This window comes from Paenibacillus sp. FSL W7-1332 (genome assembly GCF_037969785.1).
GTDB lineage: Bacteria > Bacillota > Bacilli > Paenibacillales > Paenibacillaceae > Paenibacillus_AQ.
This window is the reverse complement of the sequence record NZ_CP150209.1, coordinates 5,967,375-5,993,030: the sequence shown is the minus strand read 5'-3', so window position 1 is coordinate 5,993,030 and position 25,656 is coordinate 5,967,375. Positions and strand designations below refer to the sequence as shown.

Below are 25,656 nucleotides of genomic sequence, written 5' to 3'. Positions count from 1 at the left end.
TTTTTGTTTTCAGTCTTTTTTGTTTTCAGTTCGATGATGGAGTTTACAAAGGGGTGTGCGAATAGCCATGAAGGAAAAATTAGAAGCATTAAAGCAGGAAGCATTGGCGCAATTGCAGGATGTTACCGATCCGCAGCAGCTGAATGATCTGCGGGTGAAATACCTTGGCAAAAAAGGGGCTTTGACGGAAATCCTGCGCGGAATGGGTGCGCTGAGCGCAGAAGAGCGTCCTGTTATCGGCCAGGTGGCCAATGACGTTCGGGGCGCGATTGAGGAAGTCATCTCCGGCAAGCAGGAAGCATTCCTGCAGCAGGAAACCGAAGAGCGCCTGCGTGCAGAGAAGGTGGACGTAACCCTCCCGGGCCGCAAGCTCAGCCAAGGCGCTGTTCATCCATTGAGCAAGGTGATCCAGGATATCGAGGATATCTTTATCGGGATGGGTTATCAGGTAGCAGAAGGACCCGAGGTGGAAACGGACTACTTCAACTTCGAAGCGCTGAATCTGCCAAAGAATCACCCGGCACGTGACATGCAGGATTCCTTCTATTTGACGGAAGATCTGCTGATGCGTACTCAGACATCCCCGGTGCAAGCCCGGACCATGCTGTCGATGCAAGGAAAAGCACCTGTCAAAATCATCTGCCCGGGACGCGTATTCCGCCGGGATGACGATGACGCGACGCATTCGTTCCAGTTCCACCAAATCGAGGGCCTGGTCATCGGCGAGAACATTCGCATGAGTGATCTGAAAGGAACGCTGCTGCAATTCGTGCAGGAGATGTTCGGCGATAACACGCAGATCCGTCTGCGTCCAAGCTTCTTCCCGTTCACGGAGCCGAGTGCGGAAGTGGACGTATCCTGTGTAAGATGCGGCGGCAGCGGCTGTCGCGTATGCAAGCAAACAGGCTGGCTTGAGATTTTAGGCTGCGGCATGGTTCATCCGAAGGTGCTTGAAATGGGCGGTTATGACCCTAAGAAGTACAGCGGTTTTGCTTTCGGTATGGGGGTTGAGCGGATTGCGATGCTGAAATACGGCGTGGATGACATCCGTCACTTCTTCAACAACGATACAGCATTCTTGAATCAGTTCACGCGGATCTAATTTTAACGATAAAGGGAAGTGAATAGACAATGAGAGTTTCAACCGATTGGTTGTCCGATTATATTTCGCTCGAAGGTGTAACCTCAGAGGATTTGGCGAGCCGCATTACTTCGGCTGGTATTGAAATCGATGTGATCGAGAAACGGAATCAAGGCATTAATAAAGTGGTCGTCGGCTACGTTAAGAGCAAGGAGAAACATCCTGATGCAGACAAGCTGAATGTATGTATCGTGGATGCGGGTCAGGAGGAAGATCTCCAGATCGTGTGCGGAGCCAAAAATGTGGATGCGGGCCAGAAGGTGCCGGTGGCGCTTGTGGGCGCGAAGCTGCCTGGCGGTATGGATATCAAGAAGGCCAAGCTGCGCGGCGTGCTCTCCCAAGGCATGATCTGCTCGGCGAAGGAACTGGGCATGAATGACAAACTGCTGCCTAAAGAGCTGCAGGAAGGGATTCTGGTACTTCCGACGGATACGGAAATCGGCAAACCGATTGTGGATGTGCTGGGTCTGAACGATGAGATTTTGGAACTGGATCTGACACCGAACCGATCTGACTGTCTCAGCATGCTGGGAGCCGCTTACGAAGTGAGCGCCATACTGGGGCGTGAGCTCAGTCTTCCGAATCCGGAAAAGGAAATGCTGGAGGTTCAAGATGCAGCGGCCGATCATATCTCGGTTACGATTGGCGCTGACGAGCAGTGCAGCCATTATGCGGCGCGCTACATTACCGGTGTAAAGATCGGTCCTTCTCCGCTGTGGATGCAGAACCGCTTGATGGCGGCAGGCGTGCGCCCGATCAGTAATATCGTGGACATTACAAACTATGTGATGCTGGAATATGGCCAGCCGCTGCATGCTTTTGATGCCGATCAGTTGAAGGATGGCGCGGTTCACGTGCGTATGGCTGAAGCTGGCGAAACGATGGTGACGCTGGACGGCACGGAGCGTCGTCTGGAGCCGCATATGCTGGTGATTACAGCTGGCGGCAAGCCAGTGGCCTTGGCTGGCGTTATGGGCGGCCTGGAATCCGAAGTAACGGACAGCACGGTGAATATTTTCTTGGAATCGGCGAAGTTCGATGGCGGAACCGTACGCAAAACATCCCGTCAGCTCGGACTGCGTTCAGAGGCAAGCTCCCGCTTCGAGAAGGAAGTGGATCCCGCCGCAGTTATCCCTGCACTGAACCGTGCAGCGGCACTGATGGCGAAATATGCCGGCGGCGCTGTCCATCAGGGAATCGTCGAAGCAGGCAGTGCGGACACCGAGCCTACCGTGATTACTTTATCGCTGGAGAAGCTCAATCGTTATCTTGGTACGGATCTGTCCCTGCTTGAGGTCAAAACGATCTTTGCCCGGTTGCATTTCCCTTGCGGAGATGCGGGCCAAGGATTGGTGGATGTGCAAGTGCCGTCCCGCCGCGGCGATATCGTGCTTGACGTAGATCTTATTGAAGAGGTGGCCCGTCTGTATGGATACGACAATATCCCGACAACGGCCATAGAAGGTCCGACGACACCGGGTTCATTGACGATCGCTCAGGCCATCCGCCGCTCGCTTCGCCGTTTGCTGACGCATAGCGGATTCCAGGAGGTTCTGGGTTATTCCTTTATCCATCCGCAGCAAGCGGAAATGTTCACTTCCCTGTCGTCAGACGGGACAGCGGTTAAGCTGGCCATGCCAATGAGCGAGGACCGCAGCGTCCTTCGTACCAGCTTGCTCCCACAGCTGCTGGATATCGCGGTGTACAACCATAACCGCAAGCAGCCGGACCTGGCCCTGTTTGAAATAGGGAACCTGTTCCATACACATGAGAAGACGTTGACGAAGCAGCCGCTGGAGCGTCCGGTTCTTGGTTTGCTGCTGTCGGGACGCAAAGGCAGCAAGCAATGGAATGTCCAGCCGGCCAAAGTGGATTTCTTCGATTTGAAGGGTGCGCTCGAGACGGTGCTCGACTATCTTGGAATTCGCGCGGAAGATATCACTTACGAGGCTAACGGACCGGTTGGCTTCCATCCGGGGCGTTCCGCTTCCGTGTATGCGGGTCAAGGCGAGAATAAGAAGCTGCTAGGTGTGCTCGGACAAATTCATCCGAAGACGCAGCAGGAGCTGGATTTGGAAGATGCTTATGCCGCTGAAATTCTGCTTGAGCCGCTGTATGAGCTGACCAACGCCCGCGTCGTTTACCGCGATTTGCCTAGATTTCCGGGCATGGAACGAGATCTTGCCATCGTCGTGAATGAGGAGGTTGAAGCCGGCTCCCTGATTCAAGTGATCAAGGAGAATGCAGGTGAGCTTCTGCAGCAGATTCAGGTGTTTGACGTCTTCACGGGCAGCAAGCTTGGAGAGGGCAAGAAGAGTGTTGCCATCTCCATGACGTACCGTCATCAGGAACGGACCCTGACCGATGAAGAGGTTGCCGGCGTCACGGAAAAAGCGGTTGCTGCCCTTCAGCAAACTTTTGGCGCAGAATTAAGAAAATAGCAGGAATTGTGAACGCCCGCATCGAATCCATTACATCAGGGATTCGATGCGGGCTTTTTTGCTCCAAATTGAACTGGGATTTGCATCAGGACGCCCGCAGGGTACATAATTATAAGCACAAAACTGTGTTATCATATACCAAACTTCGGTCTGTTTTCTTGAGGTTCGTCTACAGATGTTATCTCATATATAATGAATGTAGAGAATAGACCATTTCAGACATCATAGAATCTACACATAATAGAAGGAGGGCACAATTTTGACTACATCGGACCGTAAAAGCGTTACCGTAGACATCTACGGAACTTCCTATAAACTCGTTGGCAGTAGCAGTGATTATACCAGACAGGTAGCGAATTATGTAGATGACCGCATGCGTACCATATCCAAGGCGCACTCTCGATTGGATACCCCGCGCATTGCCGTCCTAGCTGCAGTACATATGGCTGAAGAAGCTTTGCAGAAGCTGGAGTTTCAGAATGAGGCCAAGCAGATGACGGCCGAGCGGAATGAACTGCGCACGGAGCTTGCCAAGGTGCAAGGACTTCAAATCGAGCAGCAGGAGAGACATCGTCAGCAGCTGGAGCAGCTGGAGGGCAAGCTGGCGGAGCAGACAACGCTGGCTGAGGAATACAGGAAGTCCAAGGAGAATCTAACCGCGGAGTCAGAGCGTACGAAGGAATTGCTCCAGAAGGAATCGGACCGCGTGGCGGAACTGCTGAAGGAGAAGCAGCAGCTTGAGGCGCGTCTTAAGGAGCAGCGTGAGAAGCTGGAGAGCGGCCATAAGCAGTCTATTGAAGATATGAAGCGCCGCTATGAAGGGCAAATTTCGCAGCTGACGCTCACTCATAAGCAGGCCATCGAGAAGCTGGAACAGAGTCAACGGACTTCTGCGAAGCAGGCCGAAGAGAAGCTGGCTGAGCAATTGAAGAGACAGGAGAGTACCTATAAACAAGAGGCGCTCCTGAAGGAGCAGCAGCACTCGAAGACCGTGCAGGATCTGGAGCAGAAGTATACGAAGACGGTGCAGGATCTGGAACAGAAGAATGCGAAAACCGTGCAGGACCTGGAACAGAAGAATACGAAAACCGTCCAGGATATGGAACAAAAGCATACGAGGACCGTCCAGGATCTGGAGAAGCAGCTTGCCGAGCAGCGAACGCGCGGTGGTCAGCTCCAATCACGTTTGTCGTCCGCGGAGAAGGAACTGGGTATTGTAAAAGCGGAATCGGACAAGCTGAAGGAAGCGCTCCAATCGTCCAGGCAGCAAGCCGAAGCCTCTTCGCAGGAATTGCGTTCCTTCCGTACGAAGGTGGAGGGGCTGACGAAGGAGCTCGAAGGACTGAAGCAGGAATCCGCCAAGTCGGAGGAAGAGCGCCGTCGTCTGCAGAAACTTGTGGTGGATGCGAATCAGACCTCCCGCAAGCAGCAGGAAGAGCTGCAGCGTCTAAGCAGCGAGCTTCAATCCTGGCGTACGTTGGCTGATCAGCGCAAAGAGGAAACCGGCGAGCTGGAGATGCGAATTGTCGAGCTTATGGAAGCGAACGAGAGCCTGGAAGAAGGAATGAAGGGACTTCAGGATGAAATCCAGGTCATGAAGGACGAAGCTGACCGGAGCATGTCCGAGCGCCGAAGTGCCCAAGAGGAATTGAAGGAACTGCAGCTTCGCCATGAAGAATTGGAGAAGCTCACGAAGGAAGCGGGAACCCGAGAGGAAGAGACCAGCAAACTGTACGCCATGCTGGAAGAAGAATACGATACGGTGTCGAATCAGCTGGATGAGCTTCGCAAGAAGGCAGCTGCCAGTGAAGAGCGCGCACGTGAACTCGCCGAGCAGCTGAGAGATTCAGAGGAACGCGCCGTTCAGTGGCAGGAGCAATACCAGCAATGGATGGCGGAACGGGAGCAGCTTGCCAAGGACAGCGAGAAGCTGGCCGCCGAGCGCGATGAGTGGAAACGAACCAAGCTTGCTCTCGAAGAAGAGCTCCAGTCCTGGCAGCAGGAAATTGCATCCGCACGCCAAGCCTGTGAGCGTCTGGAAGACGAGAAAAGTGAAGCGGCGCAGCAGTATTCCGATTTAGGTGAACAGTATGAGCTGGTTATGCACCAGTATCGTCTGCTCCAGGCAGAACAGGAATTGAAGGCGGAGCAATCTGCGCAGCTTGAAGAAGAACACCGTAAGCTGAAGGAAGAGTATGCGAAGCTCCAAGTTGAATATAATGAGTGGATCGAGTTGATTGAGCAGGATCAGCGTTAGGCCATGGCGAAGAATTGAACCTGAAAAAACCTCCGGATTAGACAGAGGATACTCTGGCGATCCGGAGGTTTATTTTCGTGAGCAGATCTACTATTCTTCGACGATAAGTTTGGAGATCATTTTGCTGTGACCCGCTCCACACATAATGGAACACGAAACTTCGAATTCTCCCGCTTCATCCGGCGTAACGACAGTGGAGTTGTTTTTACGGTCCAGTTGCAGGCCAAGTGCAGGAATCATAACGCCGTGGTTGCCGTCTTCGTTCTCGTAAGTGATCTTGACGGGCACACCTTTCTTGAGTCGATATTCCTCTTGGTCGAATTGAAAATTGGTGCCCTTAATGACGAGTTCAGCTTCCGGTGCTACGCCAGTATCCGAGATCCCGGAACCTCCTTGGGACTCTTTCTGGTCTCCGCCGCAGGCAGCCAATACAAAAAGGAGCATACATGAAACAAGTAAAGCTATGCCTTTTTTCACTATAACCTCTCCTGACTATGAAATAATTGTGAAATATAATTTCCAATCTTTATGATAGCTCAGAAAAAGAGTGGATGCACATATGTGTTATGAAAAATTGGTGAACGTGAACGGTTTCAAACGATGATATGGATTTCCTTTATAATATAGGGGAAGAAGGAAATAAAAGAATGGAGCTTTGCCCAAAATGAAAACCCCCTGCGCAAATTGCAACAGAGGGTTAATGTGGAGTAATGCAGCTCCCGATCGGTTCGTTCAGGAAGAGGGCTCCAGAGGAATCCTCTAACAGAAGCGGCGTTCTTCTATTTGCGGGTTTTGCCTGCTTCAAAAGGGGTGGAAATCGGAATGAACAGATCGATGATCCCGATGACCAGTGCAGCAAGCAAGGCGCCCAATACGGAGACGCTAACGCCTCCAACGATGAATTGGGCAAGGTAAATCACGAGTGCGCTCACTAGGAAGCCCACGATGCCACGTCCAAAAGGCGTGACTTTTTTGCCGAAGATGCCCTCAATAGCCCAACCAATCAGGGCGATAACGAGTGCAAGCAACAGGGCGCTTCCGAATCCGCCGACGGTGAATTGGGGGACAATCCATCCGACAACCATAAGAACGAGCGCGGCAACGATAAATCGAACAACGTGCCCGAGAAATTGCATGGTACCTGCCTCCTTAGAATAAGACTGGAATGTTACGCAGAATTTATTTTGTTCAATAGGACCGTCGGTTATGTGTGGAAGGATTTTGGATTCCTTGGCGAATTCCCATCACTTTCGATATAATATATGCATTGATTGAGAGGAGTTGTGAACTTCTTGAATGACAAGATTTTGCAAACTTTAGAATACCGGAAAATTTTAAATACATTAACAAAATACACGCAAACCTCCATGGGAAGTGCTAGAGCTGAAAAGTTAATGCCTGAAACCGACCTGGAGGCTGTAAAGGATCTGCTTGCGGCTACCGATCAGGCCTACACCGTAGACAGGCTCAAGGGCAATCCGTCTTTCCGCGGGATTACCGATATCAATGATGCTTTGAAGCGGGCCAGAATCGGAGGGACGCTCAGTCCCCATGAATTGCTGGCTACGTCGAATACGATTCATGGATCACGCCGAATCAAGCGGTTTATTGCGGCGATTCATGAGGACGAGAAGATTGAGATCCTCTATAATCTGAGTGATCTTATTTCGGAGCAAAAGCCCCTGGAAGACGCCATTCGGCTGTGTATTGATGATGCTGCTGAGGTCCTTGACTCCGCAAGCGCCGAGCTTTCCCAGATCCGGCGGGAGCTGAGGGGCGGAGAAGTTCGCATTCGCGAGAAACTGGAGTCCATGATTCGATCGCAATCCGTGGCGAAGATGCTGCAGGACCAGTTAATTACAATACGCGGCGACCGTTTTGTCATCCCCGTTAAAGCGGAATATCGCTCGCATTTTGGCGGTATCGTGCACGACCAGTCCGGGTCAGGCGCGACGCTGTTTATTGAGCCGGAATCCATCGTAGCCATGAACAACAAGCTGCGCGAGACGCGAATGCGGGAAGAGCGGGAGATCGAAGTGATTTTGCAGAAGCTGACCGCCCAGGTCGGCGAACAGGCTGAGCTGCTGTCCATTGACTTGGATCTGATCGGCCAGCTCGACTTTATTTTTGCCAAGGCTCGTTTGGCCCATGTCATGAAGGCTTCACTGCCAAGAATGAATGACAGAGGCTATATTAAGCTGCGTAAAGGCCGACATCCGCTGATTCCGGCGGATCAGGTTGTGCCGCTTGATGTGGAATTGGGCAATTCCTATACATCCATCATCGTCACGGGTCCGAATACCGGCGGTAAGACGGTTACGCTCAAAACGATCGGGTTATTAAACCTGATGGCGATGTCCGGACTCTTTATTCCAGCCGAAGAAGGCAGCCAGATGTGCGTGTTTGATGCGATCTACGCGGACATTGGTGATGAGCAAAGCATTGAGCAGAGCCTCAGTACCTTCTCCAGCCATATGACGAACATCATCCGAATATTGAGCCAGATGACGCCAAAGAGTCTCGTGCTGCTTGATGAGGTTGGAGCAGGGACCGACCCTGCGGAGGGTTCAGCTCTGGCGATTTCCATCCTGGAGCATATCCACCGCATGGGCTGCCGCATGATTGCGACGACGCACTATTCTGAATTGAAGGCTTATGCATATGAACGCAAAGGCGTGATTAACGCCAGCATGGAGTTCGATATCAATACCCTAAGCCCGACCTACCGGCTTCTGGTAGGCGTACCTGGACGCAGTAATGCGTTTGCCATTGCAGAACGTTTGGGATTGCCGGGATCCATTCTGGAATTTGCCCGTGGCGAAGTCAAGGAAGAGGATCAACGGGTGGAGCATATGATTGCATCCCTCGAAGAGAACCGTCACACCGCGGAAGTTGAGCGTGAGAAGGCGGAGCAGGTTCGGAAGGAAATGGAGGACCTGCGTCTTCGTCACCAGCACGAGCTTCAGAAGCTGGAAGAGCAGAAGGACAAGCTGGTTGATAAAGCTCGTGCCGAGGCGAGACAGATCGTGGACAAGGCTCGGAGTGAGGCCGAGGAAATCATCGCGGATTTGCGCAAGATAGCCCAAGAAGAAGGGGCTTCCGTTAAGGAGCATAAGCTGATTGCTGCCAGAAAGCGTTTGGATGATGCCGAACCGCAGCAAGGCAAGAAGACGGCTGGCCAGCGTTCAGCGCAGCAGCAGCGCAGCATTGAGCCTGGTGACGAGGTTCGGGTATATAGCCTGAATCAGAAAGGGCACGTCGTGGAAATGGCCGGCTCGAAAGAAGCGGTTGTTCAGCTCGGCATCATGAAGATGAAGGTATCGCTGGATGATTTGGAGCTGCTGTCGAATCCGACAGCAAACGCTAAACAGGCGCCGAAACAGCATGCGACCGTCTTGAAACGGACTCGCGATACCAACATCCGGAACGAGCTGGATTTAAGAGGCGCGAATCTGGAAGAAGCGCTGATTGAGGTGGATCGGTTCATTGATGAGGCATTTCTGGGGAACTTGGGTCAGATTTACATCATTCATGGCAAAGGCACCGGGATCTTGCGAACCGGAATTCAGGATTATTTGCGCAAGCACAAGCATGTTAAGAGTCATCGTTTAGGTAATTACGGTGAAGGCGGCAATGGCGTTACCATTGCCGAGCTGAAGTAAGGAAAGAAATCAGGAACCGTTTTCTCCTTCAATCGTATAACATATCATCATAAGGTTCAGAACGACGGGATGCGAAAGGTGCCGCATCCCGTTTATATCAGGGAGGAAATAAGGTAATGACGGAAGCGATTGATCATTTGCTGGCCCATCCACTCGGGGTGCTCGTCGGCTATTTCTCGGTTGCGATACTTGCACTTATTGTTTACTTGTATTGCTTTGAATTGGTTACCAAGTACAATTGCTGGGATGAAATACGCAAAGGAAACATCGCGGCGGCCATGGCGACCGGCGGGAAGATCTTTGGCATCGGTAACGTGATGCGGTACAGCATAACGGCGAATACGTCCATTTATGGCATGATTAAATGGTCGTTCTTCGGGTTTATACTGCTTTTATTGGCTTATTGGTTGCTTGAGTTCTTGACGCCCGTGTTTTCGGTCGATGAAGAGATTGGCAAGGATAACCGAGCAGTGGGCTTGATCGTACTTCTTATCACCGTATCTTTATCTTACATTATTGGAGCGAGCATCATTTAAGGGCTTCGGGAGGAAAAGGACGATGAAATATTTACCGCGGATATTGTTTGCGGCCGCCTTGATTTTTTTTGTGGCGGGTATTGTATACTTGATGTCTCAATAAAAATAAAGTGAACAGGGCCATCCATGGCCGTTTGAATAAGAAAGGGATGAATGATCGATGGAACCGACGGTTTGCCCATGGTGCCAAAGTGAGATTGTGTGGGATGAAGAGATAGGTCCCGAAGATACTTGTCCTCATTGTGCGAACGAGCTGAAAGGCTACCGCACATTGAATATCGCATTGGATGACGAGGAAACACAGGACGATCCGGAGGAATATGAAGAGGATTATGAGGCTTCCGATGAGGAAGCAGGTGATCTTCAACGTATTTGGGGGTCCGACCATGAATCGCTGTCCTCGCTTCGAACCGTGGATAAGTACGGGGAGGATCACGACCTATTTGCATTTGAGGAGACCGTAGAGGGGATTCTGGACCAGCAAGAGGAAGTTCCCGAGTGCTTGCATTGCCGGGAGTATATGCTTCATGCCGGAACGCAGCACGTGAGCGGGGAAGGCTTCCAGCCGGTTAACGCAGCCTTGATTCAAGGTCCGATCCTGCAGCCGCCATATGATTTAAACGTATATGTGTGCCCTGGATGCTTCCATGTACAGTATAATCTGGCAGAGAATGACCGGCTTCGGATGATCAAGAGCTTTATCCATAAAAAGGAATAGCGTTTACGGAAAGGCGCTGTGTGCCGATCCGCGCGAACTTAAGGAAACTGCTGTCGGCGGTTTCCTTTTTTTTGTTCATGAAGTGGGGATTAGAGGGGTAAAATACCTTGGACTTCAAGTGTGAGGGCGAGGGAGGAACTGTATATGAAGTTGACAAAGGACCCCCAGGCTATACTTCTGTTATCAGTTCATGGGTTGTTTATCTTATCGAGTGCATTGTCGGGTACGTTCCTCAACGTATACCTATGGAAAAGCCGCCAGGATTATACGATGCTCGGTTGGTTCACGATTGCACAGCAGGTGGCATTGGGCTTGACGTTCTGGGCCGCCGGCAAATGGGTGAAGGAGCATAACAAAATGAATGCGCTTCGCCTGGGAATTGCGGTGTCTGGCCTGTTTTATTTATGCGTTCTGTGGGCAGGGCGGGACGCCGTCCATTATATTTGGCCGCTCGGCTTGCTGTTCGGCGTGTCATTAGGATTATTCTGGTTAGCCTTTAATGTGGTCTATTTTGAGGTTTCGAGCGCGGAGAATCGGGACTGGTTTAATGGCTGGATCGGACTTCTGGGCTCCATCACGGGCATTATCGGTCCGTGGCTGGCGGGCTGGATCATCACGATGATGCATGGGGATCAAGGCTACCGGTTTATTTTTACCGTATCGATGGTCATCTTCGCCGTGACGGTGGTGCTGAGCTTTTTTCTGCGAAAACGGCCGGTTCAGAGCGGCTATCATTGGCTGGAGGGGTTGAGCCGGCTCAAGGAGGGCGGCGTATGGAAATACGCGGTATTCGGCTTGGCCGTTCAGGGAATCAGGGAAGGTGTGTTTTCCTTCCTTATTACACTCCTTGTTTTTGTGGCAACGGATCAGGAGTCGAAGCTGGGGCAGTTTGCATTGATTACTTCGGCGGTTTCGCTGGTCAGCTACTGGGCCTGCGGGAAGTGGTTCAAGCCCAAATTCCGTAAAACCGGCATGCTGGTAGGTTCCATATTGATGCTGCTGGTCATTTTACCGCTGCTGTTTGCCGTTAACTATACGACGCTGCTGGTGCTGGGAATCGGGACGTCGCTGTTCATTCCGCTGTACATGATGCCGGCTATATCCGCCAGCTTTGATCTTATGGGAGTAAATCAGGAAAACGTGGAGAAGCGGGTGGAACTGGTCGTGCTGCGGGAGCTCAGTTTAACTATAGGCCGAATTACGGGCCTGCTTGTGTTCATTCTTGTCCTGTCATTTAGACAGGACACGTTAACGGTGACATTGCTGCTGTTGTTCCTGGGGGCGTCCCCTATCGGATCGTGGCTGTTTATACGAAAGCTGTTCCCTTCCAAAGGTCAAGTCACCTAAAGCCTAATGACATCTCTCGGGTCAAAAGAATCCGATAGTCAAACAAACGGTTTGCTGAACGACTGCGTCATAGCGCAATCCGTACACGCAAAGAAGGTATCTCCAGGGCTGCATGGCCTGCTTGGAGATACCTTCTATTATTTTATGACATCTTAAGGTCCATTGGCCGTGTCAGGGAGAACCATTTCAGTTCTTCGGGCTCACGTCCTGCTATCGTCTCGCCCAGCAGATCCGCAGCAATCATGCTGTATACGGTCCCGTTTCCGCCATACACCTCGATAAAGTAGCTGTGCGGATATTTCGGGTGCCTGCCGATCAGCGGGATGCCGTCTTTGGTTGTGGCAAATACGCCGGCCCAACTGCAAGCGATCTTCAAATCCGTCATATGGGGGAACAACTGATGAATTTCATTTAACAATCTCCGGCTTCTTGGTTCAGCGTACTCCTCTGGTTTGCCAGAAGGAGGCAGCGGCTCATCCAGCCCTCCGGCTATGATTCGCTGATCCGGCGTTGTCCGGAAATAGAGATAAGGGCGATTTGTTTCCCATATGAATGCGCGCTCATACCATGAAGACAGATCGGATACCGGCTCCGTCAGGATGGCATAGGTATTGAGCAGCTCCGCTTGATAATCAGGCTTCCATTCTTGGGTGCTATACCCGGTGGCCCAGATGATGTTCCTGGCCAGAACGCTTCCTTGATCGGTTAAGACGGTGACATCGCTGTGTGTATACCGGGTTTCCTTCACTCCGCTATTTTCGTAAACTCGCAGCCCATGCTCGCAGGCATCCTGGAGAAGATTATGCCCGAAACGGTAGGGATCGACTTCGGCATCGCCGCGGGCATAGATGGCCGCTTCTTTTGAGAACGGGAAGTTAGCCCTCACATGCTCGCGGCCCCAGTATTCCACATCGAAGCCCTTCCGTTTGAGCAGGTCATACTCGTGCCGAATCATGCCGACATCTTGGGGGGTACTGGCATAGTAGAGGCTGCTTCGCGTGATCAGGCCGGAATCCCTGGACAGATGATTTGCGATTTCGGTGATCCGGCGTACCGCATGTCTGCACATCATGTAGAAGGAGGAAGCCCGTTGTTCACCAAATTGTTGGATCAGATCAGATAGAGGGCAGTCGTTAGAAAATTGCAACAGCCCCGAATTAGCGGATGTGCTGCCTTCGCACATGCGTTTTTTCTCCAGTAGGACGGTGTCCACGCCTTGCATGGTCAGCACGTAGGCCATCAGCGCGCCGCTTATACCGCCGCCGACTATGAGTACATCACAGCTGAGCTGTTCTGATAGACCGGGGTATTTTTTTACAGGTTCAGTGTTTAAATATTTCCAGGGCGTTATTCCGCCGGTCAGTAAAATGTCCCTCACCCCCTCATTGTCACATCGTTATTAGTTTGGACGTTCCTTTCGTTTTTAATGACATCTCACGACATAGATTTTTATATAGGTGGCATACTAGCTCCTGTGCAACCTAAATGGAAAGGGGAACAAACACAAAGATGACACCTAATCAGCAATTACAGCCTCTAACCTCAAAAGAACTGGACTATATTGCGGATTGCATCTCCAACGAAACCATGCTGGCCAAGCATTGTGCCGCGACAGCAGCAGCCAGTCAGAATCCAGCTATCCAGCAGGCGCTGCTGGGATTCGTAAAACGCCATGAGCAGCATCTGGACACCTTGGTGAATGCTCTGCAAATTCACAGCAATATCGCGCCGACGCAGCCTCAATAAGAGGAGATGTATAGACCAGGAAGCAAAATTGTTAAGGAGGAACGACTTATGGTAACCCCTAATGGATCCTCATACCTGCCCGAAGAGGATATGCTTAGCCCTATTCTGGGAGAGCTGAAACGTGCCGTTCGAGAGTATACGACAGCCACGACGGAAGCCTCTTGCCCTGAGGTGCGTCAAATGTTTACGGATCTGACCGCGGATACACTGAGGCTGCAAGGCGAGTTTTTTAATATGATGAAGCAGCAGAACATGTATACCGCCCCTCGGCATGCATTGAAATACGATGTGGACAAGCAGTATAAGCAAGCGCAGCAGTCGCTGCAAAAAACTCGGGAAACCATTAATCAAAAAACTTCCAGCATGGGCGCGTTCGCGCATCACCCGAATGTGGCGCCGCATGCCACCAATGTAGCGCCTTCTTCTAATAATGTAACCCAATGATCCCATGGTGAACTCAATCTATGAGCCGATGACCCCCGCAGCCGTTGCTGCCGGCATGCATCGGTATTTTTTTTTGCACATCCCGTGTAAGTTATTGTAATATAAGTATTAATCTCTGTTCCGATATATCATGCTATAAGAACGGATATTCGGAATAAGTGCTGGAGGATACGTATATGGAAGAGCTTAGCGAATTGAAACTGAAGGTGCTTGACCTGCTGAAAGAAGACGCGAGAAGATCGCCGGCTCTGCTCTCTACTCTACTCGGTGTAGATGAGGAAGAAGTAAAGACCTCCATTGCGGAGCTTGAACGAGATCACGTCATTGTTAAGTATGCGACCGTAGTCAACTGGGGCAAGGTGGAAGACGAGAAGGTTACGGCGCTGATCGAGGTTCAAATTACACCTGAGCGCGGAAGAGGCTTTGAAGGAATTGCGGAACGGATTTATTTATTCCCGCAGGTGAAGTCCGTCTATCTTATGTCTGGCGCCTACGACTTGCTGGTTGAAGTGGAAGGCGGAAACTTGCGTGAGGTGGCCAACTTTGTTTCGGAGAAGCTGTCACCTATCGATTCTGTATTATCGACCAAAACGAATTTTATTTTGAAAAAATATAAACAAGACGGGATTATTTTTGAAGAACGTCAAGAAGACAATCGTCTCCTGATCTCGCCGTAAAGGAAGCGTGTGCTATGATTGTGAACGAACAGCAGCTTGCAGAAAATAACAGGAAATCGATGAGCTCCTATTTGGCGCCCAGGGTCAGGGACATTCAACCCTCTGGAATCCGGAAGTTTTTTGATCTCGTCAGTGGAAATAAGGATATTATCACACTTGGTGTCGGTGAGCCTGATTTCGTAACGCCGTGGCATGTACGAGAAGCCTGCGTATATTCATTGGAGCGCGGGTTTACAGGATATACGTCCAATGCCGGTATGCCTGAACTTCGGGAGGCGATCGCGGAATATTTGAACGACAGTTTCCACGTGACCTATAATCCTGCCAATGAAATGATCGTAACCGTAGGCGGCAGTGAAGCGATTGATCTGGCGCTGCGTGCCTTGATTGTTCCCGGAGATGAAATTCTGATCCCCGAGCCGTGTTACATTTCTTACTCGCCGATTGCTTCAATCGGTGGCGGGGTGCCCGTTGGTATTGAAACGACGGCAGAGCATCATTTCAAACTGACCGCCGAGGCGCTCGAAGCGCAAATCACCCCCAAATCAAAGATTCTGATCCTGTGTTACCCAAGCAATCCAACAGGAGCGATCATGACCTATGAGGATTGGCTGCCCATTGCGGAAGTAGTGGAAAAACACGATCTGATTGTGATCTCCGATGAAATCTATGCTGAGCTCACGTATGAAGGCAAGCACGTCAGCTTTGCCTCGATGCCAGGCATGATGGACCGCACCATTCTGGTAAGCGGCTTCTCGAAGGCTTTTGCTATGACTGGTTGGCGTATGGGGTATGTGTGTGCTCATTCGGATCTGATTGGCGCCATGCTGAAAATCCACCAGTATACGGTTATGTGTGCACCCGCAATGGGGCAAGTCGCCGCGCTCGAAGCATTGCGTAACGGCATGGGGGAAAAGGACCGAATGGTTGAATCCTATAACCAGCGGCGCAGGCTCGTGGTTCAAGGGCTGCGCGAGATCGGTTTGGATTGCCACGAGCCACAGGGAGCGTTCTACGCGTTCCCGAGCATCAAGCGAACGGGACTTGGCTCGGATGAATTTGCCCAGCGCTTGCTGACCGAGGCGAAAGTGGCTGCCGTACCGGGCACCGCATTCGGTCTTGGCGGGGAAGGATTCATTCGCTGCTCATATGCTACATCCATTGCCCAACTGAATGAGGCCTTGGAGAGAATGGGCAATTTTGTGGAAAAAATAAAGTAGCCAAGGAAATCGTTGAACTTTTTCCTTGAATTAACAAAAAAATTACTTTCCATTGGCAAAATATATGTTATAATTTTATTTTGGGGGCAGAATTTTACTTTCCAAGGAGGGATCACCAGTGTTTTGTGATTATGAATTGTCAAACTACCGTGGTGACTATACGGCTGAAGACAATAATCACGGTAAATGGTCAATTAAATCAGCCAAATCCACTCCTCAGGAAATTACCTTGGAAGACGAAATTCACATGCTTCGCCGAAAGATGGAACAAATTTTTTTGGAAGAGCAGTCCTTCACATCAGAGATTGTCATCGAGATCAGCAGTTTGCTGGACTTGAAGATTAACGAATATATGAAGGCCCATCCCAAAAAGAAACTATAAAATACGATCTGATTGAATAATACAAGGCTGTTCCTGGGGCTAGATGCCTTACGGATCAGCCTTGTTTGCGTTTAAATGATTCCCTCTGATGTAAAAAACCGTCCCGGAATCATGATGGGCCTGGGCTTATTCCGGCGCAGAGGGACCCTGATTCGAAATTATGCTATAGTTGAGCATATTAAGAAAAACGTCGATCGACGTACTTTCTCAGAAGACAGACCGCGGTTAAAGGAAGTTTTTCTTGCGATTATAGAATTGCTCAGCTTCGCTGAAACTATAAATTCTATAATCTTAAGAAATATGGTGTTATTGAATAAGGATCGGACGATGAAATGGAGGATATTGTGATGAAGGTATATACGAGAACGGGAGATGCAGGGGAAACTTCAATTATTGGCGGTCGTGTGCCCAAGGATGACCCGCGGATAGAAGCGTATGGCACGATTGATGAATTGAACAGCTTTGTCGGTCAGGCCGTGTTTTTGGCCAAGGAAGCCGACTTTGAGGAGCTGCACCTTCAGCTCGTTCGAATCCAGCATGAACTGTTCGATTGCGGCTCGGATCTGGCCTATGCGAGGCCTCGAGAGGGTAAACTCAAGGTAAGCGCCGAGCTTGTGGACAATCTGGAGGTATGGCTGGATGCTTTCGAGGAGAAGAACCCTCCGCTTGAGCGTTTCATCTTGCCTGGCGGAAGTGCGTTGTCTTCGCTGCTTCATGTATGTCGGACCGTATGCCGCCGAGCCGAGCGGTTGACCGTTTCGCTGCAGCGAACCACGGAAATCAATCCGGAGGTCCGCCGGTATTTGAACCGATTGTCCGACTATTTCTTTGTGACTGCACGGGCAGCCAATGTGCACGCCGGGATTCCGGATGTCGAATATGAGCGAAGCGGAAAGGTGTTTCGGTAATTCATGAGTTTGTATTATCCGCCTATCAGTTATGTCGTGTCCCCACAGGAAGACGGCATGCTGCTTAAGACCATTTTGCAAAAACGGATGGGAGTATCCCGTAAGCTGCTGTCTCGCCTCAAGTTGACTGAGCAGGGCATCATGCTGAACGGGACCCGTGTATACATTAGCGTTAACGTGCATGCCGGAGATCTGATCGAAATCCGGATGGAGCAGGAACGATCGGACGATATGCTGCCCCAGCCGATGAACCTTCATATTCTGTACGAGGATGAACATTTGCTTGTCCTGAACAAGCCTGCGGGGATCATTGTCCATCCGACGCACGGGCATTATACAGACACGCTGGCGAACGGCGTCGTTCACTATTGGCAGGAGAAGGGCTGGAACTACCGGTTCAGAGCGGTTCACAGGCTGGACCAGGAGACTTCCGGCGTGTTGGTGATTGCGAAGAATGCATATATTCACCAGCATGTCTCCGAACAAATGATAGCCGGCACCGTTGACAAGAGGTATGTAGCATTTGTTCATGGCAAGCCTGCTTTGCCCTCAGGCGATATTGACGGTCCGATTGATCGGGACCCGTTAGAGCCCCACCGCCGCATCGTAACTCCCGAAGGATACCCTTCGCTTACGCGGTATAAGGTATGCGAAGCTTACCCTTCCGGATCCTTGGTCGAATTAAAGCTGGAAACGGGTCGTACCCATCAAATTCGGGTGCATATGCTTAGCATCGGTTGTCCATTGATTGGAGATCAGATGTATAGGCATCCGGTTTACGGCGATCGGGAGTTACGATCAGACGGAGCGGAGGCGGCTTCGGACTTGGCTGCCGGTCCAGCAGATCTGGAAGCCGAAACGATCATGAGGCTGGACCGCTATATGGGCCGGCAGGCGCTGCATGCAGCGAGCCTGAAGCTGATCCACCCGATTGAGGGGAGCACGATGACATTCACAGCCCCGCTTCCTGAGGATATGAACGCACTGAGAAACATGCTCGCGGAAGAGGCGACTTAAGTAGGTTCAAAACAACACTAGAAGGAGAACGTATCGAATGAGCAAACTGAAAGTATATCAATATCCGAAATGCGGGACATGCCGCAACGCGGTCAAATGGCTGCAGAACGAAGGACATGAGCTGGAACTTCAAAATATTTTTGAACAACCGCCACAAAAGGAAGAACTAGCCGACCTTATCGCCAAGAGCGGCCTGGAACTTAAGAAATTTTTCAATACGAGTGGCGAGGTCTACAAGGAAATGAATCTGAAGGACAAGCTGCCTGGGCTCTCCGATGAGGAGAAGATCGAACTGTTGTCGTCCAACGGCAGATTAATTAAGCGTCCGATCGTGACGGACGGCAGTAAAGTGACCGTCGGCTTTAAGGCGGAACAATATCAGGAGTCATGGCAGAAGTAGAATGGATCCAGTGTATACACATTCTCCTGCTGAAGAAGGTAGAGCATCCCAAGGTCTTTCGAGCGCCGGGATGCTCTTTTGTTTTAAGAGATAAGAAAGTATAAACATCCGAGGCTTAGCATCCTTATCTCGCAAGAAAAACTTCCGCAAAATGCGGTCTGTCTACTGAGAAAGTACGTCGATAGACGTTTTTCTTAAGAGATAAGAAAGTATAAACGTCCGAGGCTTAGCATCCTTATCTCGCAAGAAAAACTTCCGCAAAATGCGGTCTGTCTACTGAGAAAGTACGTCGATAGACGTTTTTCTTAAGAGAAAAGAAAGTATAAACATCCGAGGCTTAGCATCCTTATCTCGCAAGAAAAACTTCCGCTAAATGCGGTCTGTCAACTGAGAAAGTACGTCGATAGACGTTTTTCTTATGAACAGCCAATGATAGGAAATTCAAAGAAATACCTTATGACAAGCCCAAGACTATATAGGGATATGGTATAATGACAAGGTATATTTAAGGTTATATCAGAGAAGTTAAAGTTAGGAGCGATCATGACTGTGATACCCAATCAACAACCATCCTTAATGCTTGTAGACGGGATGGCTTTATTATTTCGTGCTTACTATGCAACCGCGTCAAGCGGCTATATCCGTCGAACCAAAGCGGGTGTACCGACCAACGCGATTTACGGCTTCCTGCGCTATATGTGGGATGCTATCGATAAATTTCAGCCTACCCATGTGGCGTGCTGCTGGGATATGGGATCAAAAACATTTCGTACAGAGCAGTTTGCGTCGTATAAAGGCAATCGTCCGGAAGCACCGGATGATCTGGTTCCGCAGTTTTCGTTGGTACGCGATGTGACGGAATGTCTGGGAATTCCGAACCTGGGCGTCGTGGGCTATGAGGCCGATGATTGCATCGGCACGCTGGCCAAACGGTACGGGGATAGCATGAATGTCATGATCCTGTCGGGGGACCATGATCTGCTTCAGCTCGTGAACGATTCGACTTCCGTCATCATTATGAAAAAGGGACACGGCAATTATATGCACTATACCCCGGAAACGTTATATGCCGAAAAAGGACTTTCTCCAAGACAGGTTATCGATGTGAAAGGCCTGATGGGAGATACGAGCGATAATTATCCGGGCGTACGCGGGATTGGCGAGAAAACGGCAGTCAAGCTGATTCAGGAGTATGAATCCGTGGAAGGCATTCTTGCGAATCTTGATTCACTGACCAAAGGGGTCCGCACCAAGATCGAGGCGGATTTGGAGATGCTGCACCTGTCCCGGGCTTTGGCCGAAATCCATTGCGAGGTTCCCATGGAGTGCGAATTGGATCTGTGCCGCTTAAGCGTGGATCACGAACGTGCATTAACCAAACTGGAGGAGCTTGAGATGAAGAGCCTCGGTCATCTTTTTGGTGTGGCGGTGGTTTCCTAGTCATGCGGAGACGGTTTAATTTCGGAAGAAAATCAATTTTGACCGGTCTACTGCTCGGGACATTGCTGCTTCTTATATCGGCATGTGCCTCCGTCCAGACTCCTTCAACCGATACCTCTAAACAGCCCTCAGGGGCCGAGAAGAAGGTGGAAGTTATGGTTTCGGCAGCAGCAAGCCTCAAATCCAGTCTGGAAGAGACCGGACGACGATTTGAAGCGGAATTTCCAAATATTACGCTGCGTTATAATTTCGGCGGTTCGGGCTCTCTTGGACAGCAGCTTGAGCAAGGGGCGCCCGTAGATTTGTTTATATCCGCAGCAACCGAGCCGATGGATCGATTGGTCGAGAAGGGGATCGTGCAATCCGATGCGGTTCAGTTGATGTTTCGAAATGCATTGGTGCTGATTGAGCCTGTCGGCAAACAGAACGTGAAGCATTTACCGGATCTATTAAAACCCGAGGTGCGCGTTGTGGCCATTGGGCAGCCGGATACTGTACCGGCCGGAGAATATGCCAAGGAGGCTCTTCAGAATGAAGGCCTTTGGGATGATGTCGAATCCAAGGCGGTGTATGCCAAGGACGTGACGCAAGTTCTGGCTTATGTAGAGTCGGGGAATGCAGACGCCGGTTTTGTGTACAAAACCGATCTGAAGAGTTCCGCCAAGGCAACGCTTGCGCTTGAGGTCGATCCGGACAAGCACCAACCGATCGAATATCCTGCAGCGGTTCCCGGTAATGCCAAGCATCCGCAGGAGGCTGAGGCTCTTCTCGAATTTATGCGGAAGCCTGAGATCAGGGATATCTTCACGGAGGCTGGATTTGAGGTAGCGGAGGCATCGCCGTGACCACGACCGAAATGTTCTGGATGCCGGTATGGCTGTCGATAAAAACATCACTGCTGTCCAGCATCATTGCATTTATACTGGGAGCAGCAGCAGCACGCTGGATGTCCCGGCGCTCGTTTGTCGGCAAGACGGCGGTAGAAACGCTGCTGATGCTTCCGCTCGTGCTTCCGCCTACGGTGGTTGGCTTTCTTCTGCTTGTCATGCTGGGCAGAAACAGCTGGATAGGTTCAGCTGCCGAATGGCTGTTTGCCAGACCCATCATTTTTAGTTGGGGAGCCGCGGTCATAGCGGCTATCGTGGTCTCGTTTCCGCTTGTGTATCAGAGCATGCGGGTGGGCTTTGAGTCTGTGGACCCGGAGCTTGAGGATTCGGCGCGATCGGCCGGGGCCGGCGAATGGCAGGTCCTTCGCTGGATTACGCTGCCGCTTGTTCGCAGGGCGGGAATTTCGGCGTTCATACTGGCCTTTGCCAGAGGTTTAGGGGAATTTGGGGCAACCTGGATGGTTGCAGGCAATATACCGGGCGTTACGCAAACGCTGCCCACGGCGATTTACGTTGCGGTAAGCAATGGCGAGAGCGGGCTGGCGTGGGCGTGGACGGCGGTCATTATTTTGTTCTCATGGCTGTTACTGGCCGCGTCAGGAACGGGCAGAAGCAGAGAAAGAGGCGGGCAGACTTGACGGGAGCACCATGTTTACATATGCTTCGAATAGAGCTTGTTAGCAACTATATAGAGAACAAGGCACAGCACATCGTGGAGAGGATGGAAGAAGCATGAGTTTACTTGGAGCAATTGAAGCAGGAGGAACCAAGTTCGTTTGCGGCGTGGGTATGGAGGATGGAACGGTTGTGGAGCGAGTGAGCTTCCCGACAACAACCCCTGAAGAAACCATGGCAAATGTCTTTAACTTTTTTGCTGATAAGGATATAGAGTCGATCGGAGTCGGTTCTTTCGGGCCGATTGATCCGGTGAAGGGCAGCCCGACTTATGGCTGCATTACAACGACACCAAAGCCGCATTGGAGCAATTACAATATTGTCAAAGCATTGGAAGAGCGTTTTAATGTTCCGATTGGGTTTGATACCGATGTAAACGGAGCAGCTCTTGGAGAATATACATGGGGCGCTGCCCAGGGACTGGATAGCTGTCTGTATATCACCATTGGAACGGGAGTAGGAGCAGGCGCCGTGGTAGCTGGTGAATTGATCCACGGATTGTCTCATCCGGAGATGGGGCATATTTATGTGCGCCGCCATCCGGAAGACCGGTATGAAGGGACCTGTCCTTATCATGCAGATTGTCTGGAGGGGCTTGCAGCCGGACCGTCTCTTGGCAAACGTTGGGGAGTTCCCGGTGTGGAATTGACGCCGGATCATCCGGCTTGGGAGATGGAGGCTTATTATCTGGCACAAGCGCTGATGAATTATGTCCTCATTCTGTCCCCTCAGCGAATCGTGATGGGCGGAGGCGTTATGAAGCAGGAGCAGCTGTTCCCGCTGATCCGCACGAAGCTTCAGGAGCTGCTGGCCGGATATGTACAGCATCCAAGCCTTCATGACGGGATTGATCAGTTCATCGTTCCGCCGATGCTCGGCGATAATGCGGGTCTCTGCGGTGCATTGGCGTTGGCCAAGCTTGCAGTAGATGAGGCCAAGAGCGTTCAAGCTTAACTTTATTTGTTATATAGAGTGAGCCAAAATGAGTTTGACTTTATTACAGATTATGGTATTATGAATTCAACAGTATAACGTATGGAACGGGAAGCACCTTTCTTTGTCGCTGCGGCGGAGGAGAGGTGCTTTTTTGCGTTGTTCCATCGTTGTGCTGAATGCTAAACGGGAGGTATTCGAGGGATGCAAATTGTATTCATGAATCAGATGAGCGGAGCGGATGAGTCAGGTCACCTCCGTTCTGCTCAAGTATGGATCGGTGAGGAAGAGGGAGGATGGCGGCTCGGCTGGCGGAACATGGAACCGGACGGTGAAGTATCCGATGATGAGTGGTATGAAGGGAATTCATGGAATGAGTTATTATGCGTGTATCGACATCAATTAGCGAAGAAGCTTGGAGAGGGGTTCCGGCCGCTTGTGGAGGGGGTATTCCACGAACCGGGAGAGACTGGAGGCAAGAATCTTGGGGTGCAGAAGCTGCAGTGCTACAGTGAGCTGTATGGCTCGGAGGAGCTGTACACGGAGCTGTGTGCCTGGCGCAGGAGAAAGGCGGCTTCCGGAAGAAAAGCACCTTATTTCATTGCCAGCAATCGGGTGCTGCGCATGATTAGCGCCTTCATCCCCCAGAACGAGGAAGAGCTGCTGCAGCTTCCGGGAATCGGAATCAGCAAGTCTTCAGAGCATGGGGCGGAGTGGCTGGAGATCACGTCAGGAATCGAGCGAACCACAACCTTTCCACTGGATTGGGTTGATAAGCAGCTGCAGGAAGAGGTGTTCTTGTCCTGGCTTTATAAGCAGAAGGAGCAGCGATATAAGCAAGAGCTGGACCGCTTCCGAATTCGCCGTACGATGCTGCTTGGCATAGCTGAGGGAGCTTCGCTGACCGAGCTGGAAGAACGCACTTCGTTATCTCGTCGAGATTTGGTTGAGGAATTGGAGGGCCTTGAGAAGGAAGGTTATGATACGGAGCAGCTGCTGGAGGTTGAGCTGAACACGATGACGGCTACAGAGCAGGCGACGGTATGGAAGGCTTTTGAAGAGCTGGGCGATACATTTCTTAAACCCGTATTACAACGGGTATATGGAGAAGGACAAGCCCACAATGGAGAGGTAGAAGAGATTGGCGGAACGGAGAAGCTGTATGAGCGGCTGCGCCTGATCAGGATTCGCTTTCGGCGGGAAGAACCTGGTAAAGCGAACGCAGGCTAATTCCAGGTAATGAAAACAGGACGGATTCCCTTGCGGCAGGGAGATCCGTCCTGATGGTTTCGAGAGCTTCATATCCAGTCTTTCTTACGGAACAGATAAAACATGAGAGCACCGGCAGAAATCATGACGCCTATAACTACATAATAAGAATATTCCCAGTGAAGCTCAGGCATATTGTCAAAGTTCATGCCGTAGATGCCTGTAATCAGCGTCAGTGGAATGAAGATCGTTGTAATGGCGGTAAACACGCGCATGATTTCATTGGCCCGATTGGCGATACTGGATTGGTAAGCCTCTCGAAGGTTCCCCATGAGATCCCGGTAGGTTTCGAATGTTTCGGAAATTTTCACGGCATTTTCATAGATATCGCTGAAATATTTTTGCAGCTGGTCATCGATCAGCCGGAGATCTTTTTTGTTAAGTGTATTGATAACTTCCTTCTGCGGTCCAAGCACCTTTTTCAACCAAAGAATCTCGCTTCGCAGACCGATGATCTCGCTGAGGTGGGATTTTTTGGTATGCATCAGAATGTCTTCCTCCAGCTTTTCAATCCGCGCCTCGATGCGGTCCCCGACGGAGAAATAGTTGTCCGTCACAAGGTCGATCAAGAGATAGAGGAAGCGGTCAGGCGTGCTGACTTCATCCTCCCAGAGAAGCGGTTTAACGGTGCGCAGCTCGTGGATCTTTTGCTTGGTCACCGTAATAATAAAATGTCTGCCCAGGAAAACATTCAATGCCCGAAGGAAAATCTCTTCGTCGTCAAACCGGATGCTGTTCACGACGATAAAATAGTGGTTCTCGTATATTTCAATTTTGGGACGCTGCTCCTCTTCACTGAGGCAATCCTCAACCGCAAGATCATGCAGGGAGAAGAGGGGCTGCAGTTCCGCTAAATCATCCACATCCGCATCCAGCCAGTAGAAGCCGCTGGCCGGAGGTGTCAGCGTCATTTCGATGTCATCAACAGGGGTAAATACGCCCGAATCGACCAACCGGATTTTCATCTGATATCACTCCTTTGTCAAATTCAAGCTGCTTGGTTAAGCAGTAAAGGCACAGGATATCAGCCCACCGGTATACGGGCATAATCAAGGAAGGTTAGAATACGATAAAAAGCGCATGAAAAATAACGCCGCCCTCTGCCGGTAAGCTGATCTTAATCCTATGCGGTTGTGCGTCTTGTGCATCCAGTTTCTGGCTCGGGTCACCGTCCATCTTCCATGTCACCTCTTTCATACTCGGTTTTAAACAGCACTTGTCTAGTATAACGCCGGGTGTAGGACCTTTCAAGTTGAAATCCGGTCCAGCCAGGGGCCACGGTACAGGGTATGGAAACCTTCGGTGAAGTGTGACGGACTTTATGAAAAGGTTCTTGACGAAAAATTGGGAATGATTTAAAGTAAGTATCAATTACGAACAATTTAAGACAACTGAATAAAGCGAAATCTTATCAAGAGCAGGTGGAGGGACTAGCCCTATGAAACCCGGCAACCGGCGGCAACATCGCACGGTGCTAATTCTTGCAGGAGATACGACGCTTCTTCGAAGCCGTTGTATAGTCTGACAGATGAGAGAGGCGCATTGTGATACGTATA

Annotated in this window: 25 protein-coding genes and 1 riboswitch; of the genes, 20 read left to right on the top strand and 5 right to left on the bottom strand. The window is 50.8% G+C overall.

Annotation, left to right across the window (positions count from 1 at the left end; genetic code table 11):
- Positions 1-67: 67 nt before the first annotated feature.
- The 3 genes from pheS (at position 68) to MKX98_RS27075 (ending at position 5,839) form a co-directional block, all read left to right on the top strand.
- Positions 68-1,102: a phenylalanine--tRNA ligase subunit alpha gene (gene pheS / locus MKX98_RS27085; protein WP_339219507.1), complete on the top strand. Its 1,035-nt coding sequence runs from the start codon at positions 68-70 to the stop codon at positions 1,100-1,102.
- Between the two features lie 29 nt (positions 1,103-1,131).
- Entirely contained in the window at positions 1,132-3,582 is a 2,451-nt protein-coding gene (pheT, locus tag MKX98_RS27080; protein WP_194544325.1) for a phenylalanine--tRNA ligase subunit beta, read from the top strand.
- A gap of 259 nt (positions 3,583-3,841) precedes the next feature.
- Positions 3,842-5,839, top strand: a complete 1,998-nt coding sequence (locus MKX98_RS27075) for a hypothetical protein (RefSeq protein WP_339219505.1) — start codon at positions 3,842-3,844, stop codon at positions 5,837-5,839.
- Positions 5,840-5,929: 90 nt separating this feature from the next.
- Here the strand turns inward: MKX98_RS27075 and MKX98_RS27070 are convergent, their stop codons facing one another.
- A complete protein-coding gene (locus MKX98_RS27070; protein ID WP_216530609.1) occupies positions 5,930-6,316 on the bottom strand; it encodes a cytochrome C oxidase subunit II in 387 nt (128 codons plus the stop codon).
- A gap of 302 nt (positions 6,317-6,618) precedes the next feature.
- Positions 6,619-6,975 (bottom strand): phage holin family protein, encoded by a 357-nt coding sequence (locus MKX98_RS27065; RefSeq protein ID WP_071222686.1) that lies wholly within the window; start codon positions 6,973-6,975, stop codon positions 6,619-6,621.
- A 156-nt stretch (positions 6,976-7,131) separates the two neighbouring features.
- Here MKX98_RS27065 and MKX98_RS27060 point away from each other — a divergent pair, with 156 nt between their 5' ends.
- From MKX98_RS27060 to MKX98_RS27045, 4 genes are all read left to right on the top strand, one after another.
- Positions 7,132-9,501, top strand: a complete 2,370-nt coding sequence (locus MKX98_RS27060; protein WP_339219501.1) for an endonuclease MutS2 — start codon at positions 7,132-7,134, stop codon at positions 9,499-9,501.
- Positions 9,502-9,617: 116 nt separating this feature from the next.
- Entirely contained in the window at positions 9,618-10,037 is a 420-nt protein-coding gene (locus MKX98_RS27055) for a DUF350 domain-containing protein (RefSeq protein ID WP_194544320.1), read from the top strand.
- A gap of 160 nt (positions 10,038-10,197) precedes the next feature.
- Positions 10,198-10,755, top strand: coding sequence for a hypothetical protein (locus tag MKX98_RS27050; protein ID WP_220684055.1), 558 nt, complete (start codon positions 10,198-10,200; stop codon positions 10,753-10,755).
- 144 nt (positions 10,756-10,899) lie between these two features.
- A complete protein-coding gene (locus tag MKX98_RS27045) occupies positions 10,900-12,102 on the top strand; it encodes an MFS transporter (RefSeq protein ID WP_339219499.1) in 1,203 nt (400 codons plus the stop codon).
- Positions 12,103-12,244: 142 nt separating this feature from the next.
- Here the strand turns inward: MKX98_RS27045 and MKX98_RS27040 are convergent, their stop codons facing one another.
- Complete coding sequence (locus MKX98_RS27040) at positions 12,245-13,480, bottom strand: FAD-binding oxidoreductase (protein ID WP_339219497.1); 1,236 nt, start codon at positions 13,478-13,480, stop codon at positions 12,245-12,247.
- 131 nt (positions 13,481-13,611) lie between these two features.
- On the opposite strand from MKX98_RS27040, the gene MKX98_RS27035 reads away from it, so the two are divergent.
- The 13 genes from MKX98_RS27035 (at position 13,612) to MKX98_RS26975 (ending at position 24,061) form a co-directional block, all read left to right on the top strand.
- Positions 13,612-13,848, top strand: coding sequence for a hypothetical protein (locus tag MKX98_RS27035; protein WP_071222691.1), 237 nt, complete (start codon positions 13,612-13,614; stop codon positions 13,846-13,848).
- A gap of 48 nt (positions 13,849-13,896) precedes the next feature.
- Positions 13,897-14,292, top strand: a complete 396-nt coding sequence (locus MKX98_RS27030; protein WP_339219495.1) for a spore coat protein — start codon at positions 13,897-13,899, stop codon at positions 14,290-14,292.
- Positions 14,293-14,468: 176 nt separating this feature from the next.
- Entirely contained in the window at positions 14,469-14,969 is a 501-nt protein-coding gene (locus MKX98_RS27025; protein WP_071222693.1) for an Lrp/AsnC family transcriptional regulator, read from the top strand.
- 14 nt (positions 14,970-14,983) lie between these two features.
- Complete coding sequence (locus MKX98_RS27020) at positions 14,984-16,189, top strand: aminotransferase class I/II-fold pyridoxal phosphate-dependent enzyme (RefSeq protein ID WP_071222694.1); 1,206 nt, start codon at positions 14,984-14,986, stop codon at positions 16,187-16,189.
- Positions 16,190-16,307: 118 nt separating this feature from the next.
- The gene (locus MKX98_RS27015; RefSeq protein WP_009590300.1) at positions 16,308-16,571 is read left to right on the top strand and encodes an aspartyl-phosphate phosphatase Spo0E family protein; all 264 of its coding nucleotides are present in this window, start codon (positions 16,308-16,310) and stop codon (positions 16,569-16,571) included.
- A gap of 347 nt (positions 16,572-16,918) precedes the next feature.
- Positions 16,919-17,479 (top strand): cob(I)yrinic acid a,c-diamide adenosyltransferase, encoded by a 561-nt coding sequence (locus MKX98_RS27010; RefSeq protein WP_220684057.1) that lies wholly within the window; start codon positions 16,919-16,921, stop codon positions 17,477-17,479.
- Between the two features lie 3 nt (positions 17,480-17,482).
- Positions 17,483-18,496 carry an RluA family pseudouridine synthase gene (locus tag MKX98_RS27005; RefSeq protein WP_339219489.1) on the top strand — a complete coding sequence of 338 codons (1,014 nt, stop codon included), beginning with the start codon at positions 17,483-17,485 and terminating at the stop codon, positions 18,494-18,496.
- Between the two features lie 37 nt (positions 18,497-18,533).
- Positions 18,534-18,896 carry an arsenate reductase family protein gene (locus MKX98_RS27000; RefSeq protein WP_071222700.1) on the top strand — a complete coding sequence of 121 codons (363 nt, stop codon included), beginning with the start codon at positions 18,534-18,536 and terminating at the stop codon, positions 18,894-18,896.
- Between the two features lie 543 nt (positions 18,897-19,439).
- The gene (locus tag MKX98_RS26995) at positions 19,440-20,336 is read left to right on the top strand and encodes a 5'-3' exonuclease H3TH domain-containing protein (protein WP_339219486.1); all 897 of its coding nucleotides are present in this window, start codon (positions 19,440-19,442) and stop codon (positions 20,334-20,336) included.
- 2 nt (positions 20,337-20,338) lie between these two features.
- Positions 20,339-21,181 (top strand): molybdate ABC transporter substrate-binding protein, encoded by an 843-nt coding sequence (gene modA / locus MKX98_RS26990; protein ID WP_339219484.1) that lies wholly within the window; start codon positions 20,339-20,341, stop codon positions 21,179-21,181.
- Positions 21,178-21,861: a molybdate ABC transporter permease subunit gene (gene modB, locus MKX98_RS26985; protein WP_233355066.1), complete on the top strand. Its 684-nt coding sequence runs from the start codon at positions 21,178-21,180 to the stop codon at positions 21,859-21,861. The genes modA and modB overlap by 4 nt, the downstream gene beginning before the upstream one ends.
- A gap of 94 nt (positions 21,862-21,955) precedes the next feature.
- Positions 21,956-22,852, top strand: a complete 897-nt coding sequence (locus MKX98_RS26980; RefSeq protein ID WP_216530599.1) for an ROK family protein — start codon at positions 21,956-21,958, stop codon at positions 22,850-22,852.
- A 183-nt stretch (positions 22,853-23,035) separates the two neighbouring features.
- The gene (locus tag MKX98_RS26975) at positions 23,036-24,061 is read left to right on the top strand and encodes an HRDC domain-containing protein (protein ID WP_339219479.1); all 1,026 of its coding nucleotides are present in this window, start codon (positions 23,036-23,038) and stop codon (positions 24,059-24,061) included.
- Positions 24,062-24,129: 68 nt separating this feature from the next.
- On the opposite strand, the gene corA is transcribed toward MKX98_RS26975, so the two are convergent.
- Positions 24,130-25,065 (bottom strand): magnesium/cobalt transporter CorA, encoded by a 936-nt coding sequence (corA, locus tag MKX98_RS26970; RefSeq protein ID WP_113057622.1) that lies wholly within the window; start codon positions 25,063-25,065, stop codon positions 24,130-24,132.
- Between the two features lie 94 nt (positions 25,066-25,159).
- A complete protein-coding gene (locus tag MKX98_RS26965; RefSeq protein WP_339219477.1) occupies positions 25,160-25,297 on the bottom strand; it encodes a hypothetical protein in 138 nt (45 codons plus the stop codon).
- A 208-nt stretch (positions 25,298-25,505) separates the two neighbouring features.
- Positions 25,506-25,635: riboswitch (SAM riboswitch) on the top strand.
- Positions 25,636-25,656: the final 21 nt, after the last annotated feature.